Source organism: Streptomyces sp. NPDC025273 (assembly GCF_040638585.1).
Lineage (GTDB): Bacteria > Actinomycetota > Actinomycetes > Streptomycetales > Streptomycetaceae > Streptomyces > Streptomyces cinereorectus.
This window is the reverse complement of the sequence record NZ_JBEZYP010000007.1, coordinates 266232-279377: the sequence shown is the minus strand read 5'-3', so window position 1 is coordinate 279377 and position 13146 is coordinate 266232. Positions and strand designations below refer to the sequence as shown.

General features: G+C 70.3%; 14 protein-coding genes. 5 read left to right on the top strand and 9 right to left on the bottom strand.

Annotation, left to right across the window (positions count from 1 at the left end; all coding sequences use genetic code 11):
* Window positions 1-34: 34 nt before the first annotated feature.
* The gene (locus AB0F38_RS15035; protein ID WP_361892110.1) at window positions 35-1369 is read right to left on the bottom strand and encodes a helix-turn-helix domain-containing protein; all 1335 of its coding nucleotides are present in this window, start codon (window positions 1367-1369) and stop codon (window positions 35-37) included.
* Between the two features lie 370 nt (window positions 1370-1739).
* Between AB0F38_RS15035 and AB0F38_RS15030 the strand changes: the two genes are divergently transcribed.
* The gene (locus AB0F38_RS15030) at window positions 1740-1952 is read left to right on the top strand and encodes a hypothetical protein (protein ID WP_361892107.1); all 213 of its coding nucleotides are present in this window, start codon (window positions 1740-1742) and stop codon (window positions 1950-1952) included.
* Window positions 1953-2000: 48 nt separating this feature from the next.
* Here the strand turns inward: AB0F38_RS15030 and AB0F38_RS15025 are convergent, their stop codons facing one another.
* Complete coding sequence (locus AB0F38_RS15025; RefSeq protein ID WP_361892200.1) at window positions 2001-5003, bottom strand: BTAD domain-containing putative transcriptional regulator; 3003 nt, start codon at window positions 5001-5003, stop codon at window positions 2001-2003.
* 184 nt (window positions 5004-5187) lie between these two features.
* Here AB0F38_RS15025 and AB0F38_RS15020 point away from each other — a divergent pair, with 184 nt between their 5' ends.
* Window positions 5188-5589 carry a nuclear transport factor 2 family protein gene (locus AB0F38_RS15020; protein ID WP_361892104.1) on the top strand — a complete coding sequence of 134 codons (402 nt, stop codon included), beginning with the start codon at window positions 5188-5190 and terminating at the stop codon, window positions 5587-5589.
* A 162-nt stretch (window positions 5590-5751) separates the two neighbouring features.
* Here AB0F38_RS15020 and AB0F38_RS15015 read toward each other — a convergent pair whose 3' ends face one another.
* Window positions 5752-6327, bottom strand: a complete 576-nt coding sequence (locus AB0F38_RS15015; protein ID WP_361892101.1) for a rhodanese-like domain-containing protein — start codon at window positions 6325-6327, stop codon at window positions 5752-5754.
* Window positions 6328-6410: 83 nt separating this feature from the next.
* Here AB0F38_RS15015 and AB0F38_RS15010 point away from each other — a divergent pair, with 83 nt between their 5' ends.
* Window positions 6411-6698, top strand: coding sequence for a metal-sensitive transcriptional regulator (locus AB0F38_RS15010; protein ID WP_361892197.1), 288 nt, complete (start codon window positions 6411-6413; stop codon window positions 6696-6698).
* Window positions 6699-6718: 20 nt separating this feature from the next.
* Here the strand turns inward: AB0F38_RS15010 and AB0F38_RS15005 are convergent, their stop codons facing one another.
* The 3 genes from AB0F38_RS15005 to AB0F38_RS14995 form a co-directional block, all read right to left on the bottom strand.
* A complete protein-coding gene (locus tag AB0F38_RS15005; protein ID WP_361892099.1) occupies window positions 6719-7462 on the bottom strand; it encodes a sulfite exporter TauE/SafE family protein in 744 nt (247 codons plus the stop codon).
* Entirely contained in the window at window positions 7459-7824 is a 366-nt protein-coding gene (locus tag AB0F38_RS15000; RefSeq protein WP_361892096.1) for a rhodanese-like domain-containing protein, read from the bottom strand. The genes AB0F38_RS15005 and AB0F38_RS15000 overlap by 4 nt, the downstream gene beginning before the upstream one ends.
* A 62-nt stretch (window positions 7825-7886) precedes the next feature.
* Window positions 7887-9245, bottom strand: coding sequence for an MBL fold metallo-hydrolase (locus AB0F38_RS14995; protein WP_361892093.1), 1359 nt, complete (start codon window positions 9243-9245; stop codon window positions 7887-7889).
* An 81-nt stretch (window positions 9246-9326) separates the two neighbouring features.
* Here AB0F38_RS14995 and AB0F38_RS14990 point away from each other — a divergent pair, with 81 nt between their 5' ends.
* Complete coding sequence (locus AB0F38_RS14990) at window positions 9327-9476, top strand: hypothetical protein (RefSeq protein WP_361892090.1); 150 nt, start codon at window positions 9327-9329, stop codon at window positions 9474-9476.
* 109 nt (window positions 9477-9585) lie between these two features.
* Here AB0F38_RS14990 and AB0F38_RS14985 read toward each other — a convergent pair whose 3' ends face one another.
* The 3 genes from AB0F38_RS14985 to AB0F38_RS14975 all read right to left on the bottom strand — a co-directional run bounded on the left by AB0F38_RS14985 (window position 9586) and on the right by AB0F38_RS14975 (window position 10857).
* Window positions 9586-9849 (bottom strand): hypothetical protein, encoded by a 264-nt coding sequence (locus tag AB0F38_RS14985; protein WP_361892087.1) that lies wholly within the window; start codon window positions 9847-9849, stop codon window positions 9586-9588.
* Window positions 9850-9960: 111 nt separating this feature from the next.
* Window positions 9961-10518 carry a hypothetical protein gene (locus AB0F38_RS14980; protein ID WP_361892084.1) on the bottom strand — a complete coding sequence of 186 codons (558 nt, stop codon included), beginning with the start codon at window positions 10516-10518 and terminating at the stop codon, window positions 9961-9963.
* A gap of 135 nt (window positions 10519-10653) precedes the next feature.
* A complete protein-coding gene (locus AB0F38_RS14975; RefSeq protein ID WP_361892081.1) occupies window positions 10654-10857 on the bottom strand; it encodes a hypothetical protein in 204 nt (67 codons plus the stop codon).
* A gap of 559 nt (window positions 10858-11416) precedes the next feature.
* Between AB0F38_RS14975 and AB0F38_RS14970 the strand changes: the two genes are divergently transcribed.
* Window positions 11417-11941, top strand: coding sequence for an MmpS family transport accessory protein (locus tag AB0F38_RS14970; RefSeq protein ID WP_361892078.1), 525 nt, complete (start codon window positions 11417-11419; stop codon window positions 11939-11941).
* Window positions 11942-13146 lie beyond the last annotated feature (1205 nt).

Here is a 13146-nt window from a genome sequence, read left to right as displayed (position 1 = left end):
GCGGTGCGCCAGCAGTTCGGCGGAGCGGCGGCAGTCAGGCGGCAGCGTCGGCGGCAGTGGCCGGGGAGAGGGCCCGCACCACGCACAGCACCCGGAACGCGGAGCGGCCCGTGTCCGTACTGGCCCGGATGACCCCGCTGACCAGCAGATCGCGCACCATGCGGCCGCAGTGGGGCAGGGGGAGGCCGGTCAGCCGGACGGCGTCGCCCAGGCCGAACTCGTCCTCGCCCGCCTCGCGCAGGGCGGAGATCAGCCTCTGGTGGCCGGCGGGCAGCCGGCCGATGGTACGGCCCGCCCGCTCCCTCAGGCGCGAGCCCGCCGGATCGCCGGACAGGTGGTCGAGCAGGGCGGCGGGATCGGAGTCCACGATGCCGCAGAGGATGGGCAGGTCGCAGACGGTCAGCCAGGAGGCGGCGGCGAGCAGCGCCATGGGGTGGCCGTCGAGGCGGTGGCAGATCCGCGCGATGTCCGTCAGCGACCGTTCGTCCGCCGTGATGTCCGGGCGGACGCGCCGCAGCCGGCTGAGGAAGAAGCGGGTGGCGGGGGAGTCGGCGCCGGCGGGAGGGGCGGGTGCGTCCAGCGGGGAGAGCAGGAAGAGGCGTTCGCAGGGGACGTTCCAGGGCTCCTCGGCGGTGAGGAGCAGGCGGGCCCCGGGGACGTCACGCAGCAGACGGTTCAGCCGGTGGCCGTCGAGCAGGCCCGTGTCGACGCCGTCGAGCACCAGCAGGATGCCGCTGCCGCCCGCAAGGTTCGCGAGGCGCGCCGGGAGCCCGTCGGTCTGCCCGCCGCCGTGCAGGAAATCGGCGCATTCCGCTGTCAGAGCGGTGGAGGGAGCGTCGTCGGCGGGCAGGAAGTCGGCGGAGCCGGAGTCGGGGGCGGTGTGCCACAGTACGGGGAAGCCCGCCGCGTGCAGCTGGGAGGCGGCCTCCAGGGCGACCCGGGTCTTGCCCACACCGCTCAGCCCCAGCACCGTGATCAGGCGCTCGGTCCCCGACCTCAGTTCCTCCACGACCACCGCGGTCTCCGCCTCCCGACCGATGAGGGGGTGCAGGGGCACGGGCGGCGCCGGATGATCGGCGCCCGAACGTCTGCCGTCACCGCCTCCACGGGGTCCGCGCTGGGCCGCCTCCTCCAGAGCGGTACGGGCCCGGGGTCCCAGCCGCAGGCCGTCCGCGATCAGCCGGACCGTGTCGGTTCTGGGCCGTTGCGCCTTTCCCTTCTCCAGGTCGCGGATGGCGCGGACGCTGATGGTGGAGAGGTCCGCCAACTGGCGCTGGGTCAGGCCGATACGGAGCCGGTGTCCGCGTATCAGGGAACCCAGGGCCGAGGAGTCCGGGGTGGCGTCCTGCGGGGAAGGGCTGATCGTCATCAAGAGCTCCTGCTGGTCGGGTTCGGGGCCTGACGAAGGTTCTTCCTCCATCCTTCGAACGTCGACTATCCAGGGGGCATCCCGGCCCTAACCCCCCATGGACTTCCGCTATCCCGGACCACCGGCCCGACCCGGACCCGGGCTCTGGACGGGGAGGAGTCACAAGCGGCAGGGACCTCCCCCGCCCACGGAGCGGGGGAGGTCCCCGGAGCCGGAATCCCCAAGGAGCGGGGGAGACCAGGGACTTCGGGCGCGGTGATAGGGAGCCGATGCCGTGATAGCGGGGAGATAAGGCCACGGGCGGCCCCGTGAATCCGGTCCTCCGTAATTTGGTGGTCAGAAGGAAACGACACCACCGAGAGGGAATCCGATGACGAAGAACACCACCGCCCGCACCGCTCTCCGCACCGCTGTCGCCTCGGCCCTGATCGTGATCGTGACCGGCCTGGGCGCTCAGACGGGCTGGGCCGCGGAGGCCGCCGACGCCACCGCCCCGACGGCCGTCACCGCCCCCACCGAGGACGCTCCCACCGAGGGCACGACCCCGGCCGGCTCCGGCACGGACAACAACCCCTGGGACTGACCGCGCACGCCCCGCTCACGGCGAGCGCCCCCCGTCGGCCTGACGGTCTCAGCCGACGCCGAGCAACCGCTTCGCCTCGGTCAGCTCCCGCGCCATCCCCCGGTCCCGGAACACGTCGACCGCGGGGATCAGAAGTTCCCGGGACTGCGCCGCGTCCCCTTCCAGCAGTCGCGCCAGATCCAGGCGCGCCAGCGCGCCACCACTAAAATCCATGATGTGCTCCCGGGCCGCGATGGCCCGGTCGTAGAAGGCCCTGGCCCGGTCGGGCCGGCCCATCTGGGTGAAGGCGTGCCCCAGGTCACGCAGCAGATGCCCCTCGCCGATGACGTCGCCGGACTCGTGGCACAGCTCCAGCACCTCCGTGAAGGTCAGCACCGCCCGGTCGTGGTCGCCCCGTTCCAGCAGCAGCTGACCGACGCGGCGCAGGGTTCTCGCCCGGCCCCCTGCGTAACCCGCCTCCTCGTAGATGGCCAGCGCCTCGTCCAGCTGCGTCTGCGCGACATCCTTGTCACCCTGGCGCATCCTGATATGGGCGCTCTGCGTCAAGACACTCGCGCGTCCCACCACGTCGTCGGCCCGGTCGAAGTCGGCGAGGGACCGCCCGTACAGCTCCAGTGCCCCGGCGTCGTCGCCGTTCGTCCTCGCGATGAGGGCCAGGTCACGCCGGCACAGCGCCCTGCCCTCAGGTTCGTCGAGTGCCTCGAAGGCGTCCAGCGCAGAGCTGAGCGCCCGCCGCGCCCGCTCGAACTGGTTACGGCTCATGTACAGCGAGCCGAGCGAGGCCCGTACAGCTGCCGTGCCCCGCAGGTTGCCCGCCCTGCGGACGGCGTCGAGCGCCTTCAGATGGGTCTGCTCCCACAGGTCGTAGAGCCCTCGCACTTCGAAGAGGGTGACCAGGGTCGTCGCGAGATCCCAGCTGACCTCGTGCAGCCCCTCGTCCGCGGTGTGCTCCACCATCGCGCACAGGGAGGCCTGTTCGGCGTCGAGCCAGGCCATCGGGTCGGCCGGCAGCTGGTCGGTGCCGAGGACGGGCGGCTCCCAGCGGAGAGCGCTCCCGTGCAGGACGGTGTAGTCGCCGCCGTACACCTTGCGGTGAGCCTCCTCGGCCAGGTACATCCAGCCGCCCGCCATCCGGGCGAGCGCTGCCCCACGGTCCTCCGGCGTCTCCTGTGCGGCCAGTTGTTCACGCGCGTAGACACGGATGATCTCGTGGAAGCGATAGCGGTAGCCGCCGGTGCTCTCCACCCCGACCACGTCCAGCATCTGTACGTCGACCAGGGGTTCCATCAGGTCCGACGGGAAGGGGCGGTCGTCGTCGAGCAGCGATCCGGCCAGCCAGCTGGGCAGGGTCGGTGCCTGGGCCATGCTCAGCAGCCGCAGCAGCCGGGCGTCCGCGGCGGCCAGACCGTCGTACGTCAGGGAGAGGCTGGCCCGCATGGTCATCTCACCGTGTGTCAACTCATCGAGCCTGTGACGTTCGTTGGCGAGCCTGTGCACCATCGAGGCGAGCGTCCAGTGCGGACGCGCGGCGAGGCGGGCGGCCACGATGCGCAGGGCCAGCGGCAGCCGCCCCACCGTGCGGACGAGCGCCTGGGCCGCCACGGCCTCGTCGCGCACGCGTCCCTCCCCGATGATCCGGGACAGCAGCTCCAGCGCCCGGTCCTCGTCCAGCACGTCCAGTTCGACGCGGTGCGCCCCGGGCAGGGCGGTCAGGCGCGCCCGGCTGGTGACGAGGACGGCGCAGTCACGGCTGCCGGGCAGGAGGGGCCGCACCTGACCCTCGTTGACCGCGTCGTCCAGAACGACGAGGACCCTGCGGGAGTCGAGTCGCGTCCGGTACATCTCCGCGCGCTCGTCCAGCGACTCCGGGATGAGCTGGCCGGGGATGCCGAGTGCCCGCAGGAACCGGCCCAGGACCTCCGAGGAGGTCGCCGGGGCCGCTGTGGTCCCTCGCAGGTCACAGTAGAGCTGGCCGTCCGGGAAACCGGTTTCGGCCAGCATGTGAGCCATATGGACAGCGAGGGTTGACTTTCCGGTGCCGGGTCTGCCTGTGATCGCGGCGAGACCGACCATGTGCCGGCCGGGTCCCCCGGTCAGGGCCTGCTCCAGCTCGGCGAGCTGGCCCGCGTCGGCGACGAAGTCCGCGGTCGTGGCGGGCATCTGGTGCGGGACCTCGTCCTGCCGCTCGGGCGTCGGCGCGGCCGTGGCTGTGCTCTCCCCGGAGCTCTCCGGCTCCGGTGGCGCACGGACCGGCTCGGGCCCGGCGGGCGGGGGCAGTTCGCCCGCGAGGATCGCCGACTGCAGGTCCTTCAGCTCCCGGCCGGGCTCCAGCCCGAGTTCCTCGTCGAGCAGCACCCGTCCGACCTGGAAGACGTCCAGCGCCTCCGCCTGCCGCCCCGACCAGTACAGGGCCTGCATGAGCTGACCGCGCAGCCTCTCCCGCAGGGGGTTCTCGTGGGTGAGCATCTGCAGCTCGCCGACCAGCCGTTCGTGCCGCCCTAGTTCCAGCTCCATCCGCATCCGCAGTTCGAGGGCGCCGAGCCGCTCCTCGTTGAGCTGACGGGCCCGGTTACCCAGCGGGCCGCTGTCCATGCCGGAGAGGCAGTCTCCCTGCCAGAGCGCCATCGCGGACTTCAGCCGCTCCACGGCCTGCTCCGGGGTGCCCTGTTCCTTCAGCCGACGAGCGCGCGTGACCAGGTCGGTGAAGAGCGCGGAGTCCACGTTGGCGGCGTCGGTGTGCAGCACGTACCCCGGCGGCCGGGTGGTGATCGAGACCTCACCGTCCGCGTCGGCCAGGAGTTTCCGCAACCGCGACACGCAGATCTGGACCTGGGTGCGCGCGGTCTCCGGCGGGTCGTCACGCCAGATGAGGTCGACCAGATAGTTGGTGCTGACCACGCGATTGGTCTCCAGGAGCAGCGCGGCGAGGATCAGCTCCTGGCGGCCGGGCGGGACTCTCAGCGGTCCCTTGGTGCCACGCACCTGTAACGGCCCCAGGACCCGGAAGGGCGGGCAGGACACGTCCGGGAGATCCAGGATCTTCTCCCTCATACCGTCAGTCACCCAATCCCCCACCACCGGCGTGAGTTGACGCTAGCGGGTCAACTTTCGGACAGTCTCCACATTCATGTGGTTCCTGTCTACGGCATGTGGTGCTCCCGTGGGGGATAGCCGGGCGATAAGCGGAAGTTGCAGACGGTTCGCAGGATGGGGCGTGGATGCGAAAGGGACAGGGATGAATAGCAACTACCACGCGTGTGCCGCACCACAGGGGTTCCCGGCCGATCTGGTCACCGCCGCGGGGGTCGACCATGTCCGTCTCGTCTACGACTACCTCAACGCCGGTGATTTCGATGCCTGCGCCTCACTGCTGCATGACGACGTCGAGTTCGAACTTCCCGGTCTGCCTCCCGCCCGGGGCCGCACGGCGGTCCTCGATGCCCAACGGGTGGACGCTTCGCCCGCCACCCGCCTGGAGATCGACCGCATCGTCGCCCACGACCACAGTGTCGTCGCCGTCGGCCGCCGTGTCGTCCCCGGGGCCGAGCCGAGGTGTCTGCGCTTCGTCGACTTCTTCAGCATCGCCGACGACGCGATGGTGCGCGCCTGCACGCGCTACTACCACACGGCTCCCTGAAGGAGTGGAAGGCAGGGCCCGCGGAGCCGGTGTCACGGCACAGCTTGGTCCAGGTGGGGATCATCGGCATCGTCAACGACGGCGCGGACGACCTGGACAGGGAGCGACGGGGCGAGCCCTCGGCGTCACCGCGGGTGAGATCGCCCCGTGCGCGTACGGGTATCAGCGGTTGCGCAGGGTTGCGAGGGTGTTGTCGAGGTCGGCCGCGCGGGGGCGGTTGTGGGGGAGTCTGGCGAGCATCGCGGCCATGCCGCAGGTGTTGGTGAGGGCGGAGAAGACCAGTCCGGCGGCGATGCCCGCGGAGAGGATCTGGAAGGCGGGGTGGACGAGGAGGGCCAGGAGGAGGCCGAGCAGGACGACGGTGCCCGCGGTGAGGCGGACCTGCCGCTCCATGCCCCAGGTGGCTCGGGTGGTTCCCTGGGGGCGGTGCAGATCGTGGCCTCCGGCCGCCCAGGCGCCGGTGCCGCCGGAGAGGGTGGCGGTGGTGATGTTGTTCTCGGCGAGGATGCGGCAGGCGTTCTCGGAGCGGGCGCCGGAGGCGCAGACGACCAGGATGTCACCGCGGTCCGCGGCGTGGCGGATGTCGGGCAGGGCCCGCTGGATGTGGTCGAGGGGGATGTTGAGGGCGCCGGGCAGGTGGCCGCCCGCGTATTCGCCCGGCGTGCGGACGTCGATGACGGTCAGCTCGTGCAGGCGGCTGCGGGCCTCGTCGGTGTTGAGGGCGGCGGGTGTGGTCATGGCGGGTGTCATCCTTTTCATTCGACGGTGTGCCCCCATCAAGGGGTCTATCTTACCCCTGGGGGTATGTATGAGGAGTGATGATGGAGCTTGATCTGGCGGGAGCCGAGCTGAAGGCGGTCCTCAACCGGCTGCGCCGGGCGCAGGGGCAGATATCCGGGGTGATCCGGATGATCGAGGAAGGCCGGGACTGCGAGGAGGTCGTGACGCAGCTGGCGGCCGCGTCACGTGCGCTGGACCGGGCCGGGTTCGCGATCATCGCGACCGGGCTCCAGCAGTGCCTCATCGACACGGAGGACGGCAGCCGCTCGGGCGAGGACCGCGACGCGATGCGCGCCCGCCTGGAGAAACTGTTCCTCTCCCTGGCCTGACGTCCCGGCGGCCCGCATGATCAGACGATCACGTCGACGAGCATGAGGGCCGCCACCGCCAGCAGAACGAACGCGAAGATTCTCTGCAGGGCCTGGCCGGTGATCCTGGCCGCCAGGCGCTTCCCGTCCCAGGCACCGAGGATCGCGGCTCCGATGAACGGAGCGATCACCTCCCATCGCAGGTCACCGCCGGTCCCGGTGCGTGCGGTGAGCGCGGCCAGGGAGTTGACGGTGATGACCAGGAGGCTGGTGCCCACGGCCTGCTTCATGCGCAGGCCGAGGACGCTGACCAGGGCGGGGACGGCGAGGAAGCCGCCGCCCACGCCCAGGAGGCCGGTCACGGCCCCGAGGCCGGCGCCCGCTCCGGCCGCCTTGAGGGGCCGGATCCGGTCGGGCGCCACGGCACCGGAGGGGCGGAGCATCTGCAGCGCCGCCAGCGCGGCGATGACCGCGAAAGCCGTGGTGAGGGCCACTTCGGGGAGGCCGCCTGCGGCGGCTCCCACGAGGAACGCCGGAACGACGCCGGCCGCGGCGAAGAGCGTGCCCGTCTTCCAGGCCACGTTGCCGTCTCTCGCGTGGGCGTAGAGCGCGGTGGCCGAGGTCGCGGTGACGATGATCAGGCTGGCGGTGGTGGCTGATGCCGGTGAGAAGCCGAGCAGGTAGATCAGCACCGGAACCGCCAGGACACTGCCACCCCCGCCCAGGGCGCCGAGGGCGAGGCCGATGACGGCACCGGCGACGAGGGCGAGAACGAGGACGCTCACGCTATCGAGCCGCTGTTCCCGCGCTCGTCGACGATCGGGTGTCCGGCAGCTGCCCACGCGTTCATGCCGCCCTTGACGTCCCTCGCGTCCGCTCCCCGCTCGGCCAGGAGCTTCGCCGCCCGCTGCGAGCGCTGCCCGCTGCGGCAGATCACCACCAGTGGACGGCCCTGCGCCGCTGCGGGAAGCGCGGCGCCCGCGACCAGCGCCGTCAGCGGTGCGTGCACCGCTCCGGGGGCATGGCCCGCTTTCCATTCGGGCGCTTCCCGGACGTCCAGCAGGACGGCTTCGGGCCGGTCGCCGCTGGTGCGGGTGTGCGCCTGGTCGATGGACAGGCGCTGTTCGCTCGTGCGGAAGAGGAACATCGTCTACGTCACCTTTCTCGTTCGGGTGCGACAAGCCCGGTCCGGCCGGGCAATTCCTGGGCTCAGCCGGTGGCGATGGCCAGTCCGGCCTCGGTGGCGGCGTCGAAGCCGTCGTCCACGGCGACCACGTCCCGCCCCGCCGCGTCCAGCAGTGAGGCGGCGATCCCGGCGCGCATGCCGCCGGCGCAGTGCACCCAGACCGTGCCGTCGGGCACCTCGTCGATGCGGCGGTGCATCTGGTGGACAGGGATGTGGACCGAGCCCTCGATCCAGCCGTCGGCGCGCTCGGAGTCACGGCGGACGTCCAGCACGACGATCCGGTCCTCGTCCTGCTGCGCGAGTTCCGCGAACGTGGAGCGGGGGAACGACGCGGCGCTCTCGTTGGCGCGGAGCCAGTCGGTGGGCCCGCCGGTCGCCGCGGCGGCCGGGCGGTCGATGCCGACCCGGACCAGTTCCCGCTGGGCGACGGCCAGTTGCTCCGCCGACTCGGCGAGCAGGGTGACCGGCTTGCCCCACGGAATCATCCAGGCCAGGTACGTGGCGAGCTTGCCGTCCGCCTCGAAGTTGAACGAACCCGTCACGTGCCCTTCGGCGAACGCGATGCGGCTGCGCAGGTCCACGACCCACTCTCCCGCCGCGAGCCGCGCGGCGATCTCGTCCGGATCGGCGACGGCCGGTGGGGTCAGGTCGACGGGCGCGGGTCCGTCGGCGTTGGCGGGGCCCATGTGCGCGTAGTAGGCGGGCACGTCCTCCAGCCCCGCGAGGAGATCGGCGACGAAGGTGTCCACGTCCACGGTGAGGGCCGTGTTGGCGGCCTTCTCCTTGCCGATCGTGGTGGAGTCGCCGTCGGCCTGCGCGGAGGAGCAGAAACTGCCGAATCCGTGCGTGGGCAGCACCGCCGTCTCGTCGGGCAGGGCGTCCGCCAGGCGATGGGCGGAGGCGTGCTGGGCGCGTGCCAGCCGCTCGGTCAGACGCGGCTCGACGAGATCCGGGCGGCCGACCGTGCCGATGAGCAGGGAGCCACCGGTGAACGCCGCGACGGGCCGGGCGGCCTCGCTCAGTACGTACGAGGTGTGGTGCGGTGTGTGGCCGGGCGTCGCCACGGCCGCCAGGGTCAGCTCCGTGTCGATGTCGACGGTGTCGCCGTCAGCCACTGCGGTCCGGGCGAACGAGACGCGCGCACCGGCCGGGACCAGGTAGGCCGCACCGGTGATCCGCGCCAGTTCGAGGCCACCGGTGACGTAGTCGTTGTGGATGTGCGTCTCGACCACATGGGAGATGCGCACCCCCCGCCGGGCGGCAGCGGCGAGCACCTGGTCGACGTCACGGGGTGGATCCACCGCCACCGCCGCACGTTCGCCGCCGGCGAGGTAGCTGCGGTTGCCCAGACCCTCCAGCTCGATGGTGTCAACGAAGAACACAGGCGTACTCCCTTCGAAAATTACCCCCCGGGGTATGACATCCACTCTAACACTCTTACCCCAGGGGGTATATTTCGGGATGTGGCGATCGTCACGGGCGAACCGTGGTCGGCGATGAGACGCGGGCCGGCGGCGGAGCGGTGGGCCGCCGGAGTGGTGAGGGACGGCGGGGCGTCCGGCTCGATCCGCGCGATGCACACCGGCCCACCGCACACCGGGATCGACTGCTGACCAGCGGGAATCGCATGGCGCTGCCGGAATCGCGAAGGGCCGCCTCCCGGAATCCGGGAGACGGCCCCTCTTCGGTGTGCTGTTCGATGAACAGCGACCTTCGGCTCGATTACCTCAGGTGAAGCTTGAGCTGATGGTTGCGTTCCGTGTGTTCGACCACGACGCCGGTGACCGCATCACCCACCTCGGGCCAGATCACCGTATATCCGTCGGCGCCGTGATGCATTCCCGCCACATCCGCGAAGGCCTCACCCAGCTGCACACCCTCCACCGAAATGAAGACTCCGAAGGGCGCGACCTCTCGGACGGTGCCGGTGACCGTGGACCCGTAGGGGAATTTCCGCTTGGCGGCATCCCATTCGTCACCTGTCACGTGTGCCAAGACCTCTCGTACGGGTCCAGCCGGCCGAACATCGCGGTGGATCGGAACTTCTGCTTCATCGCTACCTTCGTACTGCTTCTCGTAGCCCTTGAAGTAGCGTTCTCAGTCATCCTCGGGATCCGAATTTCCCCGCACCTGGACCGTGCGCGCGAGCGGGTCCCCGGGCTCCACCCGGAACTGCGCCGCCAGCTCCCGGCCGGAGCCGGCCAGCACCCACTGCCGGTTCACCACCCGGCCGTCGACGGCGAACTCGTTCCTCAGGACGGGCAGTTCGGTCATCCGCGCGAACCACTCCGCCGCCCGCTCGGCGAGGAATTCCGGCGCCCCGTCCGCCTCGATCAGCGTTTCCAAGGTCCGCTCAAGGGTGTACAGCTGATCGTGGAATTCCCCGCCGACGAGACGCGAACCGGTGAAGAACGCGCCCACGGTCAGCACGTGCTGCTCGGGCTCGGTGGTGGGATCGGACAGACCCAGGGTGACCAGAAGTTCCGTACGGTTCTCGAAGACCGCGAACGTCGCATAGGTGTCGTCGGACTCGCAGCCCCAGCCGCCGGACTCCGCCCGCTCCCGCAGCGCGGCGAGAAACCGCAGGCCTTCCTCGGTGGGCTCCAGCTCCGGATCGGCGTCGAACCAGCCGCCGGACGTGTCGTACTCGCTCATCACGCTTTTCTGCCTCGCAGGGCCCGGGAAAGGGCCCGAATCGTCGTGCCCGGACAAAGGGCCTGGCCCCGGCGGTCACAGTGCACCGCGGGGGCCAGGTTATCGGGGGTGAGTTTCCGGAGACTCGGGGGTGAGTCACCAGAGACTGTTGAAGAAATCACCCGCCTTGCTGCTGGCATAGCTCCCGGCGATACCGCCGACCACGCCTCCGACGACTCCACCGACGGCTGTTCCGGCGCCGGGGATGACGGATCCGATGGCCGCGCCGGCCACTGCGCCGATCTTGGCACCCGCCCAGGCGCCGCCCAGGCCGCCGGCCAGGGTGGAGCCGGCCGACACGGCCGAAGCCGCCCACGTTCTGCGACGTGATGTTGCCGTTGTCGTCGTAGGCGTAGTCCTGCGGCGAGGAGCCGTCCGAGTTGCGCACCGAGGCGATCTGGTCACTTTCGGATGATGACGGCAAAGGAATTGTCGATACCTTCAACCTCGGCCGCATAAGCAACCTGCGGTATGAAAGTGGAAGCGACCGCCGAAACCACGAGGCAGGCCACAGCCCGCCCGAATCTCATTTTCAACGCCATTCCCTTCATCGGCACGCCGGCGAGGGCCCCCTCCCGGTCGCGCTGAATGCCGACCCGACCGGCCCGATTCCGGGCATGACTACCGCACCACCCCCCATCGCATGGGAAAAGGCGGCCTCGCCGGTCACGTATCGAATAAGGTCGGAGACTGTGTAACCGATGGCCCGAACCACGGTCAAGGGAATTCATAATTCGGGCATCCGGTTCCCCCTGGGCGTATGGGGTGCCCCGAATCACCCGCTTCCTCCCCGCCCTGGCACAGGCGGATTCCGATGGTGTATAACCCAGGCGAACTCGCCTCGACCGAAAGCGCGGCCATGCCCACCACACAGGAACGAATCGAACCGGAACAGCCGGAACAGCTGGAACCGTCCGGATCGCCGGAAGTCATCGGAAAGGTGTCCCGGATCCCGGACCCCCGCGGTATCGCGGTCGCCGCGGCGCTGCTGCTCGCGTGCGGCGCACTCATCACCTACGGAATTCTCGACACCGGCACCGAGCGGGCCGACAAGGAGTCCGCGGTGCCCACCGCCGCCGTGACGTACGAAGTGCTCGGTGAGGGCGCCGCGGACATCACCTACCGCGGAGACGGCGAGGGTGACCGCGCCGATGTCGTGAAGAACGCCGAACTGCCGTGGAAGAAGACGGTGAACGTGCCGCTCGGCACGGCCCCCGTCGTCAACGTCACCCTCGGTGAGAAGGGCGGGGAGGCCAGCTGCACACTCGCCGTCCGCGGCAAGCACGTCCAACGCTCCACCGCCTCAGGCGCCTTCGGGCGCAGCACCTGCACCACCGAGCTCTCGGGCGCTGAAGCGCCCGCGTCTCGTGAGGGAGGTCACTGACTCCGTGCTCCGTCTCGTCGTGGCACCTCTGAATCGCCTTCTCGGGTCGTCGTAGGCGCCGGGCGACTCGAACATGCGGAAGTGGGTGGCGGGCCGTATGAAGAATGAAGCTGTTGTGTCACCGTCGACGGTCTGAAATGGCCGGGCTCTCGCCCTGGAGGCTGTCTCCCGGACTGCTGGGATGGTTCCGAAGACACCTCACCGGCGCGAGTCGCTCTGTGCGCGCCGCCCCATCTCCTCCCAGAGGGAACGGAGTTCGGTGATCCCGGTCCGTCTCTGCCAGGCGGCCTTTCCGGAAATACCGGGACAGCGAAGGCGGCAGCAGTGCGGACTGCGCTCTGCAGAAGGCCTCGAAGCTGCTCCCGCTCATCGTGCTCTCTTCTCAGGCGGCTCGTCCCTCCCTCGACCTGCCGGCGGGGTCCGCGTGGAGGCAGTGCCGACGCGGGCGACACCAATGGCAGGGTGGATCGTCACGTGTGCGATGCGATCGTCCATCGAAGAGCCTTCCGCCGCGGGGCCGCCGGGGTCCGGTCTCCAACGGAGGAGATCTCGCCATTGCGGCCGACCATCGAGAACACTGAATGGGTGTACGGATTCGGATTCACCCTGTGTGGGGCCCGCGGGGGCGTACCGGAAGCGGGTGCACCCGGGGCACGCTGAGGTGGTCGGCCTGGGCGGGCCGTCGTACGAACGCCGCACTCGCCGCGTCCCTCCCCGGCGTAGCGGTGCCCACGCAGTGTGCCGTCCGTCGGCATGAGGCCCGATGGTGAACGGACGCCGCCGAGCCGACGCGGAATGCCAGGGGGCCGTTCACGCTCCGCGGAACGCGTGGAGGGGCCCTGGTGCCATTGGCACCAGGGCCCCGAAGGAACTGCTACACCATCCGCCGGCCCTGATACTGCGCCGGCCTACGTGTTCCGCATGCCCCGGCCGTGAAGCTGTCGGGGTGCGGGGATCGCGGTTGCTCGACCGGAGACCACCTCACTATCGATGTCCTGCGGTACCCGGGCTCACCACTTCCGCCCGGGCGATCCTGATGGCGCCTCGCTCCTCCGTTCTTCCCTCGGGGAACACTCACTCATCTCACGCGATACCGCGAACTGCACATTCCGAACTGCGGTACTGCTCACGGCGGCCCCTGATCACCGCGGGCCACCCGGTCCGGTCGCCAGCCCCGTCGCCGTCCCACAACAACCCTGGCTTCG